Source organism: Streptomyces sp. NPDC058000 (genome assembly GCF_042886435.1).
Taxonomy (GTDB): Bacteria; Actinomycetota; Actinomycetes; order Streptomycetales; family Streptomycetaceae; genus Streptomyces.
On the sequence record NZ_JBHVQS010000001.1, the window covers coordinates 573,802 to 590,959 of the forward strand.

The 17,158-nt window shown below is 72.6% G+C and carries 13 protein-coding genes; 6 read left to right on the forward strand and 7 right to left on the reverse strand.

Annotated elements, in window-relative coordinates; translation table 11 throughout:
• Nucleotides 1-1,240 precede the first annotated feature (1,240 nt).
• Complete coding sequence (locus tag ACFVT2_RS02680) at nucleotides 1,241-2,491, forward strand: helix-turn-helix domain-containing protein (protein ID WP_390011134.1); 1,251 nt, start codon at nucleotides 1,241-1,243, stop codon at nucleotides 2,489-2,491.
• 133 nt (nucleotides 2,492-2,624) lie between these two features.
• Here ACFVT2_RS02680 and ACFVT2_RS02685 read toward each other — a convergent pair whose 3' ends face one another.
• On the reverse strand, nucleotides 2,625-2,804 hold the full coding sequence (locus ACFVT2_RS02685; protein ID WP_390011136.1) for a DUF5708 family protein: 180 nt from the start codon (nucleotides 2,802-2,804) through the stop codon (nucleotides 2,625-2,627).
• Nucleotides 2,805-3,218: 414 nt separating this feature from the next.
• Between ACFVT2_RS02685 and ACFVT2_RS02690 the strand changes: the two genes are divergently transcribed.
• The gene (locus ACFVT2_RS02690; protein ID WP_390011137.1) at nucleotides 3,219-3,824 is read left to right on the forward strand and encodes a transglycosylase family protein; all 606 of its coding nucleotides are present in this window, start codon (nucleotides 3,219-3,221) and stop codon (nucleotides 3,822-3,824) included.
• A 425-nt stretch (nucleotides 3,825-4,249) separates the two neighbouring features.
• Here the strand turns inward: ACFVT2_RS02690 and ACFVT2_RS02695 are convergent, their stop codons facing one another.
• Complete coding sequence (locus tag ACFVT2_RS02695; RefSeq protein WP_390011139.1) at nucleotides 4,250-7,345, reverse strand: tetratricopeptide repeat protein; 3,096 nt, start codon at nucleotides 7,343-7,345, stop codon at nucleotides 4,250-4,252.
• Nucleotides 7,346-7,573: 228 nt separating this feature from the next.
• Between ACFVT2_RS02695 and ACFVT2_RS02700 the strand changes: the two genes are divergently transcribed.
• Nucleotides 7,574-10,036 carry an ATP-binding protein gene (locus ACFVT2_RS02700; RefSeq protein WP_390011140.1) on the forward strand — a complete coding sequence of 821 codons (2,463 nt, stop codon included), beginning with the start codon at nucleotides 7,574-7,576 and terminating at the stop codon, nucleotides 10,034-10,036.
• A gap of 34 nt (nucleotides 10,037-10,070) precedes the next feature.
• On the opposite strand, the gene ACFVT2_RS02705 is transcribed toward ACFVT2_RS02700, so the two are convergent.
• A complete protein-coding gene (locus ACFVT2_RS02705; RefSeq protein ID WP_390011142.1) occupies nucleotides 10,071-10,658 on the reverse strand; it encodes a hypothetical protein in 588 nt (195 codons plus the stop codon).
• Nucleotides 10,655-11,818: a hypothetical protein gene (locus ACFVT2_RS02710; protein ID WP_390011144.1), complete on the reverse strand. Its 1,164-nt coding sequence runs from the start codon at nucleotides 11,816-11,818 to the stop codon at nucleotides 10,655-10,657. The genes ACFVT2_RS02705 and ACFVT2_RS02710 overlap by 4 nt, the downstream gene beginning before the upstream one ends.
• A gap of 415 nt (nucleotides 11,819-12,233) precedes the next feature.
• Here ACFVT2_RS02710 and ACFVT2_RS02715 point away from each other — a divergent pair, with 415 nt between their 5' ends.
• Nucleotides 12,234-12,575, forward strand: coding sequence for a hypothetical protein (locus ACFVT2_RS02715; protein ID WP_390011146.1), 342 nt, complete (start codon nucleotides 12,234-12,236; stop codon nucleotides 12,573-12,575).
• 83 nt (nucleotides 12,576-12,658) lie between these two features.
• On the opposite strand, the gene ACFVT2_RS02720 is transcribed toward ACFVT2_RS02715, so the two are convergent.
• Nucleotides 12,659-13,069, reverse strand: a complete 411-nt coding sequence (locus ACFVT2_RS02720; RefSeq protein WP_390011148.1) for a hypothetical protein — start codon at nucleotides 13,067-13,069, stop codon at nucleotides 12,659-12,661.
• A gap of 326 nt (nucleotides 13,070-13,395) precedes the next feature.
• Nucleotides 13,396-13,797 (reverse strand): cupin domain-containing protein, encoded by a 402-nt coding sequence (locus tag ACFVT2_RS02725; RefSeq protein ID WP_390011149.1) that lies wholly within the window; start codon nucleotides 13,795-13,797, stop codon nucleotides 13,396-13,398.
• Between the two features lie 51 nt (nucleotides 13,798-13,848).
• Here ACFVT2_RS02725 and ACFVT2_RS02730 point away from each other — a divergent pair, with 51 nt between their 5' ends.
• On the forward strand, nucleotides 13,849-14,892 hold the full coding sequence (locus tag ACFVT2_RS02730; protein ID WP_390011151.1) for a helix-turn-helix domain-containing protein: 1,044 nt from the start codon (nucleotides 13,849-13,851) through the stop codon (nucleotides 14,890-14,892).
• 148 nt (nucleotides 14,893-15,040) lie between these two features.
• Complete coding sequence (locus tag ACFVT2_RS02735; RefSeq protein ID WP_390011153.1) at nucleotides 15,041-16,156, forward strand: CapA family protein; 1,116 nt, start codon at nucleotides 15,041-15,043, stop codon at nucleotides 16,154-16,156.
• 105 nt (nucleotides 16,157-16,261) lie between these two features.
• On the opposite strand, the gene ACFVT2_RS02740 is transcribed toward ACFVT2_RS02735, so the two are convergent.
• Nucleotides 16,262-17,155 carry an HpcH/HpaI aldolase/citrate lyase family protein gene (locus ACFVT2_RS02740; RefSeq protein WP_390011154.1) on the reverse strand — a complete coding sequence of 298 codons (894 nt, stop codon included), beginning with the start codon at nucleotides 17,153-17,155 and terminating at the stop codon, nucleotides 16,262-16,264.
• Nucleotides 17,156-17,158 lie beyond the last annotated feature (3 nt).

Sequence of the window (17,158 nt, forward strand, 5' to 3'; positions counted from 1 at the left end):
CAGCAGGTGCAGAAGCAGCGCTCACGGCACCATCCGCAGCACGTCTCACGGCATCACCCATGGCACGTTCCACAGCACCACCCACGGCACCACCCACAGCAGTACCCACAGACTTTGATGTGACGTTGCGTTCGACGTCGACGGGCACGAGGCCGCACACGAGAGGCCACCGCCAGAACCGGTAGACAGCTGCCGGCATTCGTGGTTTCACGTGAAACGGCGTACGGCAGAGGGCCGTTCATCTTCCGGTACCGAGGATCGGTCGCCGTATCAGATGGGCGAAGCCTCGCCGCCAGAGTCCGCGATGACGAAGTGCAGTGCACAGCCCCGGCGTTGACCGGGGACGGCCAGCACCCTGGCCGACCGGCCGCAGGCTTCGGCGCGGCGCTCCAGGCTCTCGGGGAGAGCGTGCAGCCCAGCCGATCCACCGTCTGACGACGGCCCGCGACGCGCATCGCGCCGTCCGCGGCGTCGCAGCCGAGAGCGGCCCCGGATGCCAGGCGTCCGTGTCGACCGGTGCGAGCGAGCCGTCCTCTGCGTCCGCGCGGGACTCCGTCAGGCCGTAGCCGTCCAGCGACGGGCGGCCCTTTGGCATGTGGGCGCACCGCCGCACCCCGGCACGTCGGCCGGTTTGGCGCGCTCAGCCCCTACGGCAGGATCACCGCATGCGGGTCAGGCCCCTCGGTGTCCTCGGCACGTCGGCCGGCGCGGTGCGCGCGGGCCACCGTCGGCCCCGTTCGGCCGCCCTCGCCGCCAGTCAGTTTTTGTCATGTCGATGGTTGATCGACCGTCCCGTCGCCGTGCGGACGCCGGTGCGTACGCATTATCCGGCACCTGCTTGTGCGGGCCTATTTGTCACGATCCTGTCGTCGAAATTAATGACCCTGCATGACTGCATGACATTAAGGGGTAATGGGGTGCGCTGTCCTGGAATGAACTGTGCCCGGGAATGAAGGCGGTGTTGGTGCGGGAAAGGCGTAGCGGGTCGGCCGCCCGCACATTACTCGACCGGCTGGCCGGTATTTTCTTCCGTGGTGGTCCACATTCCCTCCCCTCTTTCTCGACAATCCGGACGCCGACGAAATGCTGCGGTGGGTGTGCGCGGAAGTCCGGTGGAGTGGGCGGAATCCGTATCGACTTCTTGTTGACTGCTTGGTAAAGTGCGCGGCATTCATTGTGACTCGGCGACGTGGGCAGCTGGCCGGAGTCCTCAATCATTCGAAGCTGAGGGGTTTGTCGCATGCCTGAGCCGGCGGATACCGGGCGGCGAATCAAAGAGCTCCGGATCAGTGCGGGATTGACGCAGCACGAACTCGCCGGGGCCGACATCTCCGCCAGCTACATCTCCCTCGTCGAACGCGGCAAGCGCATTCCCAGCGGCCGCGCCCTCAAGATTCTGGCCGGGCGGCTCGGGGTCGGCATGGCGGACCTTTCCGGCGGCGCCGCGCGGTCGGAATCCACCGGCCGGACCCGCCGGCTCGACCTGGTCGGGCGGCTCGTCGTGGCCCGCCGCCAATGGGAGGGCGGCGATCCCGAAGGGGCACTGCGGGAATTCCGGACGCTGGCCGGCACCGCACCGGTCGGCCGCCCGGACGACGTGTACACCGAGGCCCAACTCGCCATCGCGGAAATACTCGGCGCCCAGGGCCGCGCCGACGACGGTGCGGCCGTCCTGCTGCGCATGCTGGACGGGCTCGGCCCCGCCGGGTACGCGGAGACCCGGGTGCGCGCCCTGATCGCCCTGGCCGACCTGCTGGAGTCGGCCGGCCGGGTCCAGGACGGACTGCGCTACGCGCTCAGCGCCTCCCTGGAGGCGGCCGCCGCCCGGGCGCCCGACAGTGCCTTCCACTCGCTGCTCCTCCTCGACGTGCTGACCCGGTGCGCCTACTGGAGCGGCTGCGCCCATTGGGCGTCGGAGGCCGGCCAGGGGGAGCTCCCGACGGACGGTGTGCTGCCGGGGCCGCGCGCCGGGATCGCCCTCCACCGGGCGCTGGACCTGTGGGACCGCGGCGCGCCCGACCGGGCCGCCGGGCTGTTGGCCGAGACCGCCCGCCGGCTCACTCCCGCGGCCGGCTTCCGGCGCTGGGAGACCGTCAACGGACGCTATGCGCTGCTGCTGCTCGGCCGCGGCGAGCGGGCGGCCGCGCGGAGCATCGTGGAGCGCGGGCTGGTCGTCGCCTCGGTGGCCCGGGAACCGGACTTCCCGCTCTGGCTGACGACCGCGGAGGCGGTCTGCGCGGAGACGCTGGGGGACCACGCCCGGGTGTGCGTGCTCGGTGAGCGACTGGCCGCGCTCCCCGATACCGGACGGTGCCACGAGAAAGCCGCCGCGCTTTCGGAGGTCGCGGGATCCTGTGTGCGGCTGGGGGACCGGGAAAGGGCCGCCGGATACCTCCGCTATTCCGCGGAGCTGTTCCGGCGGGCCCAGGCGTACCGGCACGCCGACCGGGCCCGGGAACGGCTGGCCGACCTCCTCGAAAAACGGAGCTGATGTCCACCGCCGGGAAGCGGATCCCGGGCACGTGAACGGCCGCGACCGGGCCTCGTGCCCCCTGCTGCCATTGCACCGCCGGCGTCTCGCCATTGCGCGGTCGTTCGTCCGTCGCGGTACCCACGTCCGGCCGCTATTTATCGGCCTTCTTCGCCCATCCCAGGAGGGCGAACAGCGCCTCCGCGCCGCCGACGATCGCCAGCACCAGCCCGGCCTTGTGAAGTGAGACCACCGGTGTCTCCACTTCCTTGGTGGTGAGCCACAGGATGACGCCGACGATCGCCAGGAAAACGCCGATCGCAATGCCCTTCATGAATTCCCTCGTCCCTGGTCGCTGATGCGGAGCTGGTCGACGGCACCAGCGTCCCGCCCCGCGCGGGCCTACGGATCATCCGCAGGTAGGTACTTCCCCCGGCGCCGGCTGTCACTTTCTATGTACGCCGCGCCCTACCAACGGCCCGGCGCCCACAGGTAACTGGCGTGACGTTGCCAGTCATGTCGCGATTACCGTTTCGGCCGGCCGAGAGTGGACTCCGCGCACGTTCCGGTCCGCGCGCACGTTCCGGTCCGCCCCCCTCCGTCAGGCGACCGCCCGGGTGAAAATCCCTCCCCTTGGCGTACCCAGAACTGCCACCCGCCCTGCCGACCGGTTACCTGGTGCCTGCCCCTCAGTCGCGACGAGCACGGCGCCGCGACGCCGCTGGAGCACGCAGGAGGAAGTACCGCCATGTCGTCGCCGCTCGCCGGACGCACCGCCGGACCGATCTCGCCGGCCGTGCGCGCCCTGCTCCCCTTTCTGTTACTCCTGGGTGCCGCGGTCGGCACCGCGGGCCCCGCGGCGGCCGCCCCGCCACCGTCGTCGGGCACCGACTGGGACCAGATCGCCGCCTGCGAGAGCAGCGGCGACTGGCACTCCAACACCGGCAACGGCTACCACGGCGGCCTCCAGATCGCCCCGTCCACCTGGCGCGCCTACGGTGGCGGCCGCTACGCGCCGCGTGCCGACCTGGCCAGCCGCGACGAGCAGATCGCGATCGGCGAGCGCATCGCCCAGGAGCGCGGCCTCGCCCCCTGGCCCAACTGCGGCTACCAGGGCGCCTCGTCCACCGACCGCGCCCTGCCCCGCCGTAGTTCCGCGCCCCACCCCACCGCCGCTCACCACACCGCGGCCCCGCACGGCACCTACACGGTCCGGCACGGCGACTGCCTCTCCGCCATCGCCCGCCGTGCGGACACCACCGGCGGGACGCACACCCTCTACACGCTCAACAGAGGACGTCTCCCGGACGGACCGGACGAGATTTTCCCGGGGCAGCGGCTGCGGTTGCGGTGAGGGGGATCGCGGGGGACGCACCCGCGGCGGCCTGGACCGACCGGTGCGGTGCCAGGTACGGCATGCAGACGTCGTCGGCGACGACGAGGCCGAAGCCGACAGCGGCGAGCGCGGCCGCCACTGTGCCGATACGAGCCATGTGCAGGGTCTCCTCGGTGCGGTTTCCTGAGTCGGCGGGCAGGCGAGATCGCCGGCTGGCCGCCGTCAGGAAGGGGGGAACAGGACCCTTGTCGGGATTCCTGTGGCCGAAAAGATAGGGCGGATGACCATGCTGGTGCAAATTCTTAGAGTCGGGTCAGTTTCCCCTTTGGGGAGAATGTAATTTCTCGACGCGGCAATTACCTCTGGCATATGCCAGAGATTGATGATGCGACGCTCCGGCGTTCAAAAGGCGCGAGTTGCGTACTTCTGTCGCTTTTGCTGAGCTAGTTCTCGGAGGTAATTCCCCGTCGGCGTCGCAGCTGGGTCAGGGCTCGCTGGGTGCGGGACTCCTCCGTGCGTGCCCCGATGCGCCGGCAAATGGTGAGGCTGGCCTCCAGGTGGACGACGGCCTGCTGGAGGCAGCCGATCTGCTGCTCGGCGCGGCTGAGGTCGTACAGGACGGTCGCCTCCTCGCCCGTGGCGCCGATGCGGCGGACGGTGGCGAGGGCGGCCACGTGCCGCGGGATCGCCTCCTCGCTCCGACTCACCGCCTGTAGTGCCTTTCCGATGCCGTTCAGGGCGATGGCCTCGCCGCGCTGGTCGCCGACGCTCCGGAGGGTGGGCAGCGCGGCCTCGTACAGGTCGAGCGCCTCGGGGGCCTTGCCGGTGGTGGTGAGGATGCTCGCCAGATTCATCTGGAGCGTGGCGAAGTCTCCTCGGCTTCCCAGGTCCCGGTGGGTTTCCAGGGCCTCCCGGTAGGCGTTCTCCGCGGCTTTATGGTTGCCGTTTCGCATCTGTAATTCGGCGATATTGTTCAGTGTGCGATAACGGCCTCTTTGGTCACCGACGGAAGAGAAGCCAGAGAGCGCTCGGAGAAAGCACTGGAGGGATTTCTCCGTCTCTCCCAAGTGGAGGCAGGAGATGCCCAGGAGGTTGTAGCTCCTCGCGATCTGTAGTTGGTCGGATGTTTGCAACCGCAGACTGAGAGAAAGCTCCTGGAGGTCGCGTGCGGCGGCGTATTGCCCGGTGTGCCACAGGGGGATGGTCAGCTGGTGGAGGCATTCGCCCTCCAGCCCCGGATCCCGGAGCGTGCGCGCCAGGTCGAGGGCCTCCCGCGCCGTCCGGTGGGCCTCCTCGTACTGCCCGCTGTGCGCGCAGACCGTACTGAGGTCGAGGAGGGCGCGCGCCCGGGCCGCGCGGTGGCCGGCCGCCTGCCAGTGCGCGACGGCGCGCCGCAGCAGCGGTTCGGCCGTCGCGAGGTACCCCTCCACGTCCATGAACCCGGCGAGGGCGTGGGCGAGCAACGCCAGCCGGTCGGCCGGGCCGTGGGCGCGTACGTGTTCCAGGGCGGCCAGCAGGTTGGCGCCCTCGGTGACGAACCACTGCTGGGCGTCGTGCGCGGTGGCGGGTTGCGGTCCGGTCGTGGCGGGGAGCGCCGTGCCGTCCGGGGCCACCGCGAACCGGGCGCGGAACGGGAAGACCAGCCGGTCCGCCCGGTCCGCGACGCAGAGGTAGTGGTCCGTCAGGCGCCGCACGGCCAGCCGGGAGTCGTCCGGGGTGTCGACGTCGAGTGCGGCGGAGGGTCCGTCGGCGACCAGGGAGCGGGCGTACTCGCGCAGCAGGTCGTGCATCCGGAAGCGGTGCGGGGACGGTTCGGAGACGAGGTGGTAGGCGAGGAGCTGTTCCAGCGCGCGTTCCGTGACGTCGAGCGGGAGTCCGGTCAGGGCGGTCGCGGCGGGGATGCCGAACTCGCTGCCGGTGTGCAGCCCGATCCGCCGGAAGACCAGCCGTTCCAGCGGGGGCAGTGTGCGGTACGACAGCTCCAGGACCGTGGACATCCGCCGTTCGTGGTCCCGGATCGCCAAGAGGCGGCTGGACCCGCTGTTCAGCAGGCGCAGCAGGTCGGCGGTGGTCCAGGACGGCCGGGACAGCAGCCGGCTGGCCATGAGTTCGATGGCCAGGGGCACGTAGCCGCACAGCCGGACGATGTGGGCGACGTCCGCCCTGTCGGGGGTGGAGTGTGCTCCCAGCCGGTCTTCGAAGAGGGCGATCGCGTCCTCGCGCGGCAGGACGTCGAGCGAGAGCGGCCGGACTCCGGGCAGGCCGGTGAGGCGCTGGCGGCTGGTGACGATCACCACCGTGGGGGAGGCTCCGGGGAGCAGGGGGCGTACCTGCGCGGGACCGGCGGCGTCGTCGAGGATCACCACCATGCGCCGGTCGCGCACCGCGCCCCGCCAGAGTGCGGCAAGTTCGGCCTCGTCCTGGGGCAGTGCGCCGGATGCCGTGCCCAGCAGGCGTAACAGGGTGGTCAGCGCCTGGGCCACGCTCAGCGGTGGCTGGTCGGGTGCGTGGCCGCGCAGGTTCAGATAGAGCCGGCCGTCGGGAAAGTGGTGGCGCATCTGATGGGCGACGTGCACGGCCAGTGAGGTCTTGCCGATCCCGCCCATCCCCCCGATCGCTTGGAGGGTGACGACCGGCGCGGAGGCGCTGCCGGCCTCGGAGAGCGCCGCGCCGAGCCGGCGGACTTCCGCGCGGCGGCCGACCCACGGAACGTCGCGCTCCAGGTTGTCCGGGACGTCGGCCGGACGGGGTGCGGCGACCGACGTCCCGGTGGCCGGAAGGAGCGTGGCCACCGGTGCCGAGGCGAGGATGCCCTGGTGGATCCGGTCCAGTCGCGGGCTGGCGTCGGTGCCGAGGTCGTGCACGATGCGCCGCTGGGTCCGGTGCAGCAGTCGGGTCGCGTCGGCGGTGCGTCCGCTGCCGTGCAGGGCGAGGGCGATCCGTTCGATGAGTCCCTCGTCGACCGGGTGGTCCTCCGCGAAGGGCAGCAGGACGGGGACCGCTTCCCCGAACCGGCCGGCTTCGAGCAGGATCTCCGCCCGCAGCATCGCCGCGGCGAGGCTCTTCTCGCCGACCGCGGACCGTAGTTGCCCGGCCCAGTAGGCGGAGATGCCGGCCAGGGGTTCGCCGCACCACAGCGTGTCCGCGAGGCCGAGCAGGTGGAGTGCTTCGGCCGCGCTGTTGTTGTCCTTCAGGGAGCGTGCCTGGTCGACCAGGCTGACGTAGCGGCGCAGGTCGACGCGGTCCGGATCGACGTCCATGACATAGGAGTTGGCCCGGGTGAGGACCGCGGGCGTGTCCTGTCCGTCGATCTCCAGTGCCTTGCGGATGCGGGCGACGTGGACGTAGAGGGCGTCCCGGGGCTTCGCCGGGGGATGGTCGTCCCAGATGCGGTGGACGAGCGTGTCCATGCTCACGGTGCGGCTCGCGTCCCAGGCGAGTGCGGCGAGCGCCAGACGGGTCTTCGTGGGGCCGGCATCACGACGCCGGCCGGCCGCGCGCACCTCGACCGACCCGGAAAGGCGAATCTCGATCTCCACCAGCGCCCCCCACTCGCCGGTACCTGCCCCGCTTTATCGAGGATGACATGCATGGCGCGACCAGTGCCATATGCGATTGGTTGTAGTCCGAATCTGACTTCACGGTGAACGGCTTTGTTCAAGGGGCGCGAAAGCTGGGGAGTTATGGCAACTGCCGTCTGGCGCGGCAGGATGGGGCTTGCATATGCCCGTGACAATTTGAGGAATCGCCAGGAGGAGGTTACGGACGTGCCAACTCCGGAATCGGACGCACGGGAAGAGCTGCTATCGGCCATGGTCGGCTTCGGCGGATCAGCGGAATCCGACGCCTGGCGGGAATTCGACCGCATCGCCCGCGCGGCCGCACAGGCCGACCCCGACGTGGCCCGCAGCTGGGCGGCGGCCGCCGACCGCACCCCCTCGGCGCTGCGCCAACTCGCCTTCTTCCTGAGCGAATTCGCGCTCCGTGAGCCGGCTACGGGCCGGGCGCTGGATGCGTGGGCGCGACGCTACGCGCCCCCTCCCGGCGGACCGGAGCGCCCCGCTCCGCGCCATGCCAACACCCTTGACGGATCCGCCTACGTCCAGGGGCAGAGCGTGCAGGCCCGCGATATCCAGGGCGGCATCCACATCCATCACCAGGCCGCGCCCGCCGTTCCGCGCCCCCGGCAACTTCCGCCCGTCCGCGACCGGTTGGTGGGCCGGGAAGGCGACCTGCGCGTTCTGGACCGGCTCCGCTCCGGCCGTTGCGCCGGGGCGCGCTCCTTATTGGTCGTGAGCGGTTTCGCGGGGGTGGGAAAGACCACCCTGGTCTCCCGGTGGCTGCAAGGGCACGCGGACGATTTTCCCGACGGCCAGCTGTACGCCGATCTCGGCGGCCACGGCACCGGCGAGGCCGAGAGCGCCGGCGGGCCACCGGGGGCCGCCGCCGATCCGCCCGCACCGCACGGCGGTCCGGTGCCGACGGCGGCCGTGCTGGAGGCGTTCCTCCAGGCGCTCGGGGTGTCCTCGGTGCCCGCGGAAACGTCCCAGCGGGTCGCCCTCTGGCGCTCGGTGACGGCCGGGCGCCGGCTCGCGGTCATGCTGGACAACGCCTTCACGGCGGCGCAGGTCCGGCCGCTGCTCGTCGGGACACCGGGCAGCCTCACCGTGGTCACCAGCCGGAACCACCTCACGGGCCTGGTCGTCGACGGCGCCGCGGTCCACCGGCTGACCGCACTCAGCACGGAATCGGCCGTGGAACTCCTGGCGGCGGGCGGGGGCGGGGCCCGCGTCGAGCAGGCCCCGGACGCCGCCCGCGAGGTGGTCACGCTCTGCGCCTGTCTCCCGCTCGCGGTCTGCCTGGCCGCCGCCCAACTGGCCATCCGCCCGCACCGGACGCTCTCCGCCCTGGCCGACAGCCTCTCCGCGGACCAGGGGCCGCTCGACGCCCTGCAACTGGACGGGGACTCGGTGGTGCGGACCGCCCTGGACACCGCGTACCGCACGCTCCCCGGTGACGCGGCCGCGCTGTACCGGACCCTGGGGCTGCTGCCCACCGACCGCTACGACCTCCACCTGCTCAGCGCCGTCCGCGCCGATCCCGGGGGCCGGACCGACGCCGCGCTGAGCGCGCTGGTGGAGGCCCACCTCATCGAGGAGACCGGCCCCGGCACGTACCGCTGCCACGACCTCGTGCGCGCGCACGCCCGACGCCGCGGCGAGGACGAGGAACCCGCCGCGCGGCGCGAGGCGCTCCTCGACCGCTTCGTCGACTGGTGCCTGGGCACCGCCAGGACCGCCGAACGGCTGCTCACGCCCAGCCACCGCCCGGTGGCCGGCGACCTCGCCGCCCCGGACACCGTCCCCGCACCGCTCGACGGCGCCGCCGGAGCCCTGGACTGGCTCGACGCACACCGGTCGGCCCTGATGGGCGCGGTACGCCACTGTGCCCGGACCGGCCGGCACACCCGGTGCTGGATGCTGGTGGACGCCCTCTGGCCCCTCTTCCTGCGGCTGCGCCCGACGGAGTCGTGGATCGAGGCGCACCGCCTCGGACTGGCCGCGGCCCGCAGCGACGGCCATCGGGAGGCCGAGGACCGCATGCTGACCTCAGGGGCCATCGGCCTACGGGACGCCGGACACCACGAGGAAGCGACCCGGTGGTACGCCCTGGCCCTGGAGAACGCCACCGCCCACGGCGACGTCCGCCAGCAGGCCCAGGCACTCAACGGACTCGGCCACCTCGCCCTGCGCACCGGCCGCCTCCCCCAGGCCCGGGACCACTTCGAACAGGCCCTGCGGTTACGGGAGTCCCTCGGCTACCGCAGGGGCGCGGCGCTCTCCCGGATCCGCCTCGCCGAAACCGCCCTGGCGGCCGACGACCCGGGTACGGCCGTCCGCCACCTGCGGCGGGCGCACACCGAGCTGACCCAGGAACAGGAGCACTACGAGGCCGCCCGCGCCCTCGCCCTCCTCGGCCACGCCCTGGTCCGCGCCGGGGACCACGACGCGGGCACCGCCCGGCTGCGGGCGGCCCTGGCCGGCTTCCGGGAAGCCGGCGCCCGCTCGCAGCACTGGCAGGGCCGCTCACTGGAGTGGCTCGGCCAGGCCGCCCAGGAGCGCGGCGACCGGGCCGAGGCCGCCCGCTGCTATACGGCGGCCCGGGACCTCTACGCCCCGGTGAGCGCCTCCGACACCGAGCGGTTGGCGGACCGGCTGCGGCACCTGTGAACGGCACCGCGGCCCGCCGCACCGGCCGACCGGGTCAACCGTGCGGCACGCCCCCCAGCTGCCGCGGTGCCGCCCGCGTCGGCGCCCCAGGAAGGACGGCGCGCACCGCCCCCAAGGGGCCGCCCGCGGCCAGCCAGGCATGCAGCACCGAGCCGACCAGGCAGGGCGGCACCGGTGGCCGGGACGGCCGGGCGCCCGGCCCCGCGCACCACACCACGGGTGCGCCGCGCACCGCGACGACACAGCCCCCCGCGGTGTGCGGGACCACCGCGACCAGAGCGCCCGGATGGCGCGCCAGCAGTGCCCTCGCGCGCTTCCGGGCCGCCCCGGGAGGCAGCGCGGTCCGCGTCACGAGCACATCGGCGAACTCCGCCCAGTGGCCGCCCGGCCCGCCGTCGGGGTCGGCCCACAGATGGACGTCCGGTACGCCGTCGCCGGCCGGGCGGACGGGGCCGCGCCCCGGCGCCTCCCGGCACACCAGCAGCCAGGCGCGGGCCAGGCCCGCACCGTCCGCGGAGCGCCAGCCGAGCAGCACCGGGACGCCGGCCGCCGCACCGGCCCCGGCGCCGAAGCGGACCGTCGACCAGGCGACGGGCGGCAGCGGACCGGCCGGCCCGGTCATCGGGCGGCTCCCAGGCCGGGGTCCGTCCACTCCTCCAGCAGCGGCGGGAGCGGGACCGGCGGCACGACCGGGGCGCAGGCCGGTTCCCCCAACTCCAGCAGCCGGTACAGCAGCGTCCGCATCCGTCGGTGGAACTGGCCGGGCACCGACGACAGCCGGGCCGCGGCCTGCGCGTACTGGTCCGGGCGGCGCAGCTCCGCCGCGTACCGCAGCTGCTCGGCCAGGGGGTGGGACGGCGAGAGGACCGGTGCCGTGGCGGCCAGCGCCGCCAACGGCGAATGTGCCGAGATCTCGCGGCGCGGACCGGCGGTGAGCAGCACCGTGGCCTCGGTCAGCGCGGCGTACGCGGTCAGCGACCCGTGATCGCCGATCACCCAGTCCGCCGCGATCAGCGGGGCCTGCCAGTCCGCCTCGGGCGGTACCACCGCGATACCGCGCTGCCGGCACGCACCGAGCCAGCTGCGCACCTGCCAACCCCCGTGTCCTGCATAGACGTTGGGGTGAACCAGCAGCGCCGCCCGGTAGTCGGGCTCGGGGAGCTGGTGCAGCAACTGCGGCAGCAGGGCGTCGAGTCGGCCGAAGGTGGACGCCGGGCCCCAGGTCGAGGTGACCACCACGAACCGCTGGGTCGGCGCGATGCCCAGTGCCGTGCGGTACCGCTCGCGCCGGACCATTCCGGCGGCGATCCGGTCGTGGCACGGGTCCCCCGCGACATGCGCCACCGGGAGCGCCTCGGGACAGGAGCGCGCCAGCTCCGCGAGGTCCCGGTCGTGGGAGTAGACCACCGCGGCCGGCACCAGCCGGCCCTCCCGCATCAGGTGCTGCCGGCTCATCATTCCCGGCGGCCGCGGCTCTCCGGGAGCCAGCGCCGAGGCGTCCCGCAGTAGTTTGATGTGGCCGGCCCCGTGCGACAGCCGCACGAGCGGCGCCCGTACCTCGTGCACGCCCCGGGACCCGGCGGCCAGCGCCAGGTCGAACTCGGTGCGGATCGCCTGCTCCCAGGGCACGGTCGCGATGCCCAGCCCCCGGAGGTATGCGGACACCCCGTCGCCGAAGGCGTGCGGCGCGGCGGTGAAGACGACCTGGACCCGCAGGTCGGCCTCCAGCAGGCCGAACACCTCCGCCAGGCGTTGGGCGTACGCCAGGGTGTGTGCCACCACCAGTACGCGTTTACAGTCCTGCACGGTCGACCACTGACCTCGTTGGATCAGCGCCGAGACCATCGATGTCGCAGACAACTCTTCCCCCATGAATGTCGGTTGAGGACAGTCCGAGACAGGACGTGCCCGACACCCCCTGCGTTTTCCTTGCAGCGCCCTTACAGGTCCCTTGCGGCGACCTTGCAGCCCGAACCTGCGCCCGTTCACCGCTCCCGGACGACCGCCGTACGTTTCCCGGAACGCGGCTCAGGAGGGCCGTCATGGTGAATCCGGTGGGCGTTCAGGGTGAACGCGGGAGACCGGCCGATCCGCCGGCTTGGTCGAGGTGCGGACTGCCGGTAGCAAGACTGCGGGGTTTCCCAATCGTGAGGGGCAGGATCGCACTGTGAAGAGAGCACGTCGCATGAAATGGGTGATGACAGGTCTTTTCGGCCTGCTCCTGGTGGGTGGCGGGGCGTCGCCGGCCATGGCGTGGGGGTACGGGGACGGGCCGTTCGAGGCGAGCGGGGACACCTTCAACAGATTCGTCGCCGGATTCCGGTGCGAGGGCCGGGTCCGCTTCTGCATCAACGGCCCAGTCAACAGCGGCAACACCAAGAACGCGGAGAACGTCCGGATCAACGGGAGTCCCAGCAGCAGCGGAAGCCCGACGAGCAGCAGCGGCTCCAACAATTCGGGAACCACCGGTAGCGGCGCCACATCGGGCAGCTCCAACCAGATGAAGAACCTCGGAGGGGGCGGCGGTCTGCATCTCTAGGCGGGCACCACAATCCGAAGGCCCCGGGGATACCGGGGCCTTCGGATTTTTCGGAGTCGTTCCGGACCAGGGCCGGAACCGGCTCAGCGGAGGATCTTGAGAATGCGGGACACGTCGTTCCGGCTGCCGCTTTCCGAACCCGTGGCGGAGTTGAGACTGTTCGTGGAACCGGCGGCGGTTTCGATGTTTCCGCTGTTCACCGGGTTGCCGCGGTTGAGGTAATTGTTGCTGTTCTTGCTGTTGCCGCTGCGGATCGGCCCGTTGACGCACGGGTGCGGTGACCGGTTCGCCGGGGAGCGGTAATTGAAATCGGCGAGGCGGTTGTCGCACGTCACGCCGGAAATCATGCTGGTGATGGTGCCGACGTCGGCGCCCGCCACCGCGGAAAGCAGCGAACCGTCCGGAGTGGTGGTCTGGGCCTTGGCGATTCCGGTGCTGAGAAACACCAGACCGCATGCCCCGGCGACGGTTCCCGCCTGCACTAGTTTTTTCACGACGCTCCTTGCCCGATCGGCCTGCTGATCCCAGACGTATCGTCCTGTGGTTGTCGGCCCGCGGCCTTGAGAACCCGCAGGGAGCCAAACGCTCACGGGCCATATTCAGCCGGGTGGCCCAACGGTCCCGACAGGCCCCACGGGGGGCGGTGCGGGCCGCGGAGGCGGGGGAAACCCCCGCCACGAGTGGGCGGTCCACCGGAGGGGCCGGACCTGCTGCCTCAACAAGCCTGAGAACATGCCGAGTTACCTGCGCGGGGTGAGCCGCGGCCCGGCCTCCCGCGACGACGGCCCGGTGGCGGGTCACCGGGCCGTCCGTGGGCGGGTCAAGCCAGTGCGTGCCCCGTGGTCGCGTCCACGTGGTCGGGGACCTCCTCGTGCCGGTCGCCGACCGTCGACGTCCCGGTGGGTTCGAAGACCAGGATCGAGGCGCCGGTCGGGGCGGACGGCTTGTGCTCGGTGCCCCGGGGGACGGTGAAGACGGCGCCCTTGGGGAGCCGGACCGTGCGCTCTCCCGCCTCCTCCCGCAACGCGATGAACAGCTCCCCCTCCAGTACCAGGAAGAACTCATCGGTGTCGTCGTGGGCGTGCCACAGGTGCTCGCCGGCGACCTTGGCGACCCGGACGTCGTAGTCGTTGACCCGGGTGACGATCCGGGGGCTCCACAGGGCGTCGAAGGAGGCCAGCGCCGCGCCGAGCTCCAGCGGCTGGTTCGTGTGTGTGCTCATGATCCGATCCTGTCCGGCCCGTCCGGTCGCCGGGAGTGCTAGGAATCGCATATGCCGCAACGATCCTCGCAACCTGGCCGCGCGCCGGACCGCTCGCACCGCCCGCACCGCGTCGTCGCCGTCGTCGACGAGAACACCAACCCCTTCGAACTCGGCTGTGCGATCGAGGTGTTCGGCCTCCGGCGCCCCGAAATAGGCCGGGAACTCTACGATTTCGCGCTCTGCGCGCCGGAGCCGCGGATCCTGATGCGCGACGGCTTCTTCACCCTCACCGGCGTCGCCGGTCTGGCGGCGGCCGACACCGCGGACACCGTGATCGTTCCCCACCGGCCCGACGTCGAGGTGCCCCGCCGCCCCGCCCTGCTCGACGCGATCCGCCGGGCCCACGCCCGCGGTGCGCGGCTGGTCAGCTTCTGCACGGGGGCCTTCACCCTCGCCGAGGCGGGCGTCCTCGACGGCCGCCGGGCCACCACCCACTGGCAGTGGGCGGACGCCTTCCGGGCCCGCTTCCCCGCCGTCCACCTGGAGCCCGACGTGCTGTTCGTGGACGACGGCGAGATCCTCACCGCGGCGGGCAGCGCGGCCGCGCTCGACCTGGGGTTGCACCTGGTCCGCCGCGACCACGGCGCGGAGATCGCCAACACGGTCAGCCGCCGGCTGGTCTTCGCCGCTCACCGGGACGGCGGCCAGCGGCAGTTCGTGGACCGCCCGGTGCCCAGGGTGCCGGACGAGTCGCTCGCCCCGCTCCTGGCCTGGGCCCAGGAACACCTGGACGGCCCGCTCGCCGTGCTCGACCTGGCCGCCCGCGCCGCGGTCAGCCCGGCCACCCTGCACCGCCGCTTCCGCGCCCAGCTGGGCACCACCCCGTTGGCCTGGCTCACCGGCGAACGGATCGCGCTGGCCTGCCGGTTGATCGAACGCGGGGAGAGCCGCCTCGACGTGGTCGCCCGGCGCAGCGGCCTGGGCACGGCGGCCCACCTGCGCACCCTGATGCGCCGCGAGACCGGCCTGACCCCGTCCGCCTACCGCCGCCGCTTCGGACCGGCCAGCGATGAAGGACGCGCCGTTCCACGAGCGACACGCCGTTTCACGTGAAACACGTCGTTGCACGGGAACGCGGCGCTTCGCGGGAACGCGGGGTGTCGCGGGAGCGCGGCGTTTCACGTGAAACACCACCCCGGCGGTCGCTCGGCCACCGGGCCGGCCGGCCTCTAACCTGGGAAAAGGAAGCCGGTGCGCGTCGATGACCGCTGATCCCGTCACCCTCGCACTCTGCGGCGATGTGATGCTCGGCCGCGGAGTCGACCAGATCCTGCCCCGCCCCGGCGACCCCGAACTGCGCGAACCGTATGTCCAGGACGCCAGGATCTACGTCGGACTGGCCGAGGCGGCCAACGGTCCGGTCCCCCGCCCCGTCGACGTCCGCTACCCCTGGGGCGACGCCCTGGCCGCCCTCGACGCCGCCGCCCCCGCCGCCCGCGTGATCAACCTGGAGACCTCCGTCACCCGGCACGGCACCTTCGCCCCCGGCCGCCAGATCCACTACCGGATGCACCCGGCGAACCTCCCCTGCCTGGCCGCCGCCCGCCCCGACGTGTGCGTACTGGCCAACAACCACGTCCTGGACTTCGGCCGCGAGGGGCTGGCCGAGACCCTGCGGAGCCTGGCCGCCGCGGGCCTGTGCACGGCCGGCGCCGGCGCCGACGCCGAGGCGGCCCGTCGCCCCGCGATCGTCCCCCTGCCCGACGGTCACCGCCTGCTCGTCCTCGCCCTCGGCATGCCGTCCAGCGGCATCCCCCGCACCTGGGCCGCGACCGCCCGGCACGGCGGCGTCCACTGGGCGGACGGCCCCACGCCGGCCGCCGCCGCGGCGGCGGCCGCCCTGCTCCGCACCCGGAAACGGACCGGCGACCTGGCCGTGGTCTCGGTGCACTGGGGCTCCAACTGGGGCTACACCGTGCCCCGCGCCCAGACCGCCTGTGCGCACGCCCTGATCGACGCCGGCGTGGACCTCGTCCACGGCCACTCCGCGCACCACCCGCGCCCCGTGGAGGTGTACGCGGGCAAGCTCATCCTCCACGGGTGCGGCGATTTCATCGACGACTACGAGGGCATCACCGGCTACGAGCGCTACCGCGACGACCTGCGTCCGCTCTACCTCGCCGCCCTGGAGCCCGGCACCGGCCGCCTCCAGGAGCTGCGGATCGTCCCCTTCCAGGCCCACCGGATGCGGCTGCGGCACGCCTCCGTCGTGGACGCCCGTTGGCTCGGCAGCCTCTTCGACCGCCTCGCCCGCGGCTTCGCCCCCGGCGTCCTCACCACCGACCCGGCCCCCGCCCTGACGCTCCGCCCGGCCTGATGCTCCGCCCGGCCTGGCCGGTGCCGCCGTGCCGGGACCGGCCCCAGGGCCCGGGGCCGGTCAGGTGGATCGGGGCCTGGGACGGTGGATCGGAATCGGCGACGCCTACTGGCCGGAGTCCGCCACCGCCGCGGCCAGTGCCAGCACCCGCCGCGCCTCCTCCACGTGCAGGTTCTCCACCATCCGCCCGTCCACGGTGACCACCCCGCGGCCTTCCCGGGCCGCGGCCTCGAACGCCTCGATGATCTTCCGGGCCCGGTCCACCTCAGCCTCCGCCGGGGCGAACACCCGGTTGCACGGCTCGATCTGCGACGGATGGATCAGCGTCTTCCCGTCGAACCCGAACTGCTGCCCCTGGACGCACTCCGCCTCGAACCCGGCCAGGTCCTTGACGTTGTTGAACACCCCGTCCAGGATCGCCTTCCCCGCCTCGCGGGCCGCCAGCAGCGCCAGCGACAGTCCGGTCAGCAGCGGTGCCCGGCCCGGCACGTGCGCGGCGTGCAGCTCCTTCGCCAGGTCGTTGGTGCCCATCACCAGCACCGTCAGCCGCTCGCTCGCGCCGGCCACCGCGCGGGCATCCAGCATCGCCCGCGGCGTCTCCACCATCGCCCAGATCGCCGTGCGGTCCGGGGCGCCGGCCGCCTCCAGCCGCCGCTCCACCTCCCGCACGGTCTCCGCGGACTCCACCTTCGGTACCACCACCGCGTCCGGACCGGCCTGCGCCGCCGCCCGCAGATCGTCCGCGAACCACTGCGTGCCCGGCCCGTTGACCCGGACCGTGACCTCCCGACGGCCGTACGCGCCGGTGGCCACCGCCGCCGCGACCCGCTCCCGCGCCGCCTCCTTGGCATCCGGGGCGACCGCGTCCTCCAGGTCCAGGATCAGCCCGTCCGCCGGCAGCGACGCCGCCTTCTCCAGCGCCCGCGCGTTGGCCCCCGGCATGTACAGCACCGACCGCCGCGCCCGCACGCCCTCCGGCGCCTCGTCCGTCGCACCCATGGC

Bases quoted from the DNA above. Each gene is read 5' to 3' on its own strand.
- ACFVT2_RS02680 (WP_390011134.1), top strand. From the start codon at position 1,241: ATGCCTGAGCCGGCGGATACCGGGCGGCGAATCAAAGAGCTCCGGATC.
- ACFVT2_RS02685 (WP_390011136.1), bottom strand. From the start codon at position 2,804: ATGAAGGGCATTGCGATCGGCGTTTTCCTGGCGATCGTCGGCGTCATC.
- ACFVT2_RS02690 (WP_390011137.1), top strand. From the start codon at position 3,219: ATGTCGTCGCCGCTCGCCGGACGCACCGCCGGACCGATCTCGCCGGCC.
- ACFVT2_RS02705 (WP_390011142.1), bottom strand. From the start codon at position 10,658: ATGACCGGGCCGGCCGGTCCGCTGCCGCCCGTCGCCTGGTCGACGGTC.
- ACFVT2_RS02715 (WP_390011146.1), top strand. From the start codon at position 12,234: ATGACAGGTCTTTTCGGCCTGCTCCTGGTGGGTGGCGGGGCGTCGCCG.
- ACFVT2_RS02725 (WP_390011149.1), bottom strand. From the start codon at position 13,797: ATGAGCACACACACGAACCAGCCGCTGGAGCTCGGCGCGGCGCTGGCC.
- ACFVT2_RS02730 (WP_390011151.1), top strand. From the start codon at position 13,849: ATGCCGCAACGATCCTCGCAACCTGGCCGCGCGCCGGACCGCTCGCAC.
- ACFVT2_RS02735 (WP_390011153.1), top strand. From the start codon at position 15,041: ATGACCGCTGATCCCGTCACCCTCGCACTCTGCGGCGATGTGATGCTC.
- ACFVT2_RS02740 (WP_390011154.1), bottom strand. From the start codon at position 17,155: ATGGGTGCGACGGACGAGGCGCCGGAGGGCGTGCGGGCGCGGCGGTCG.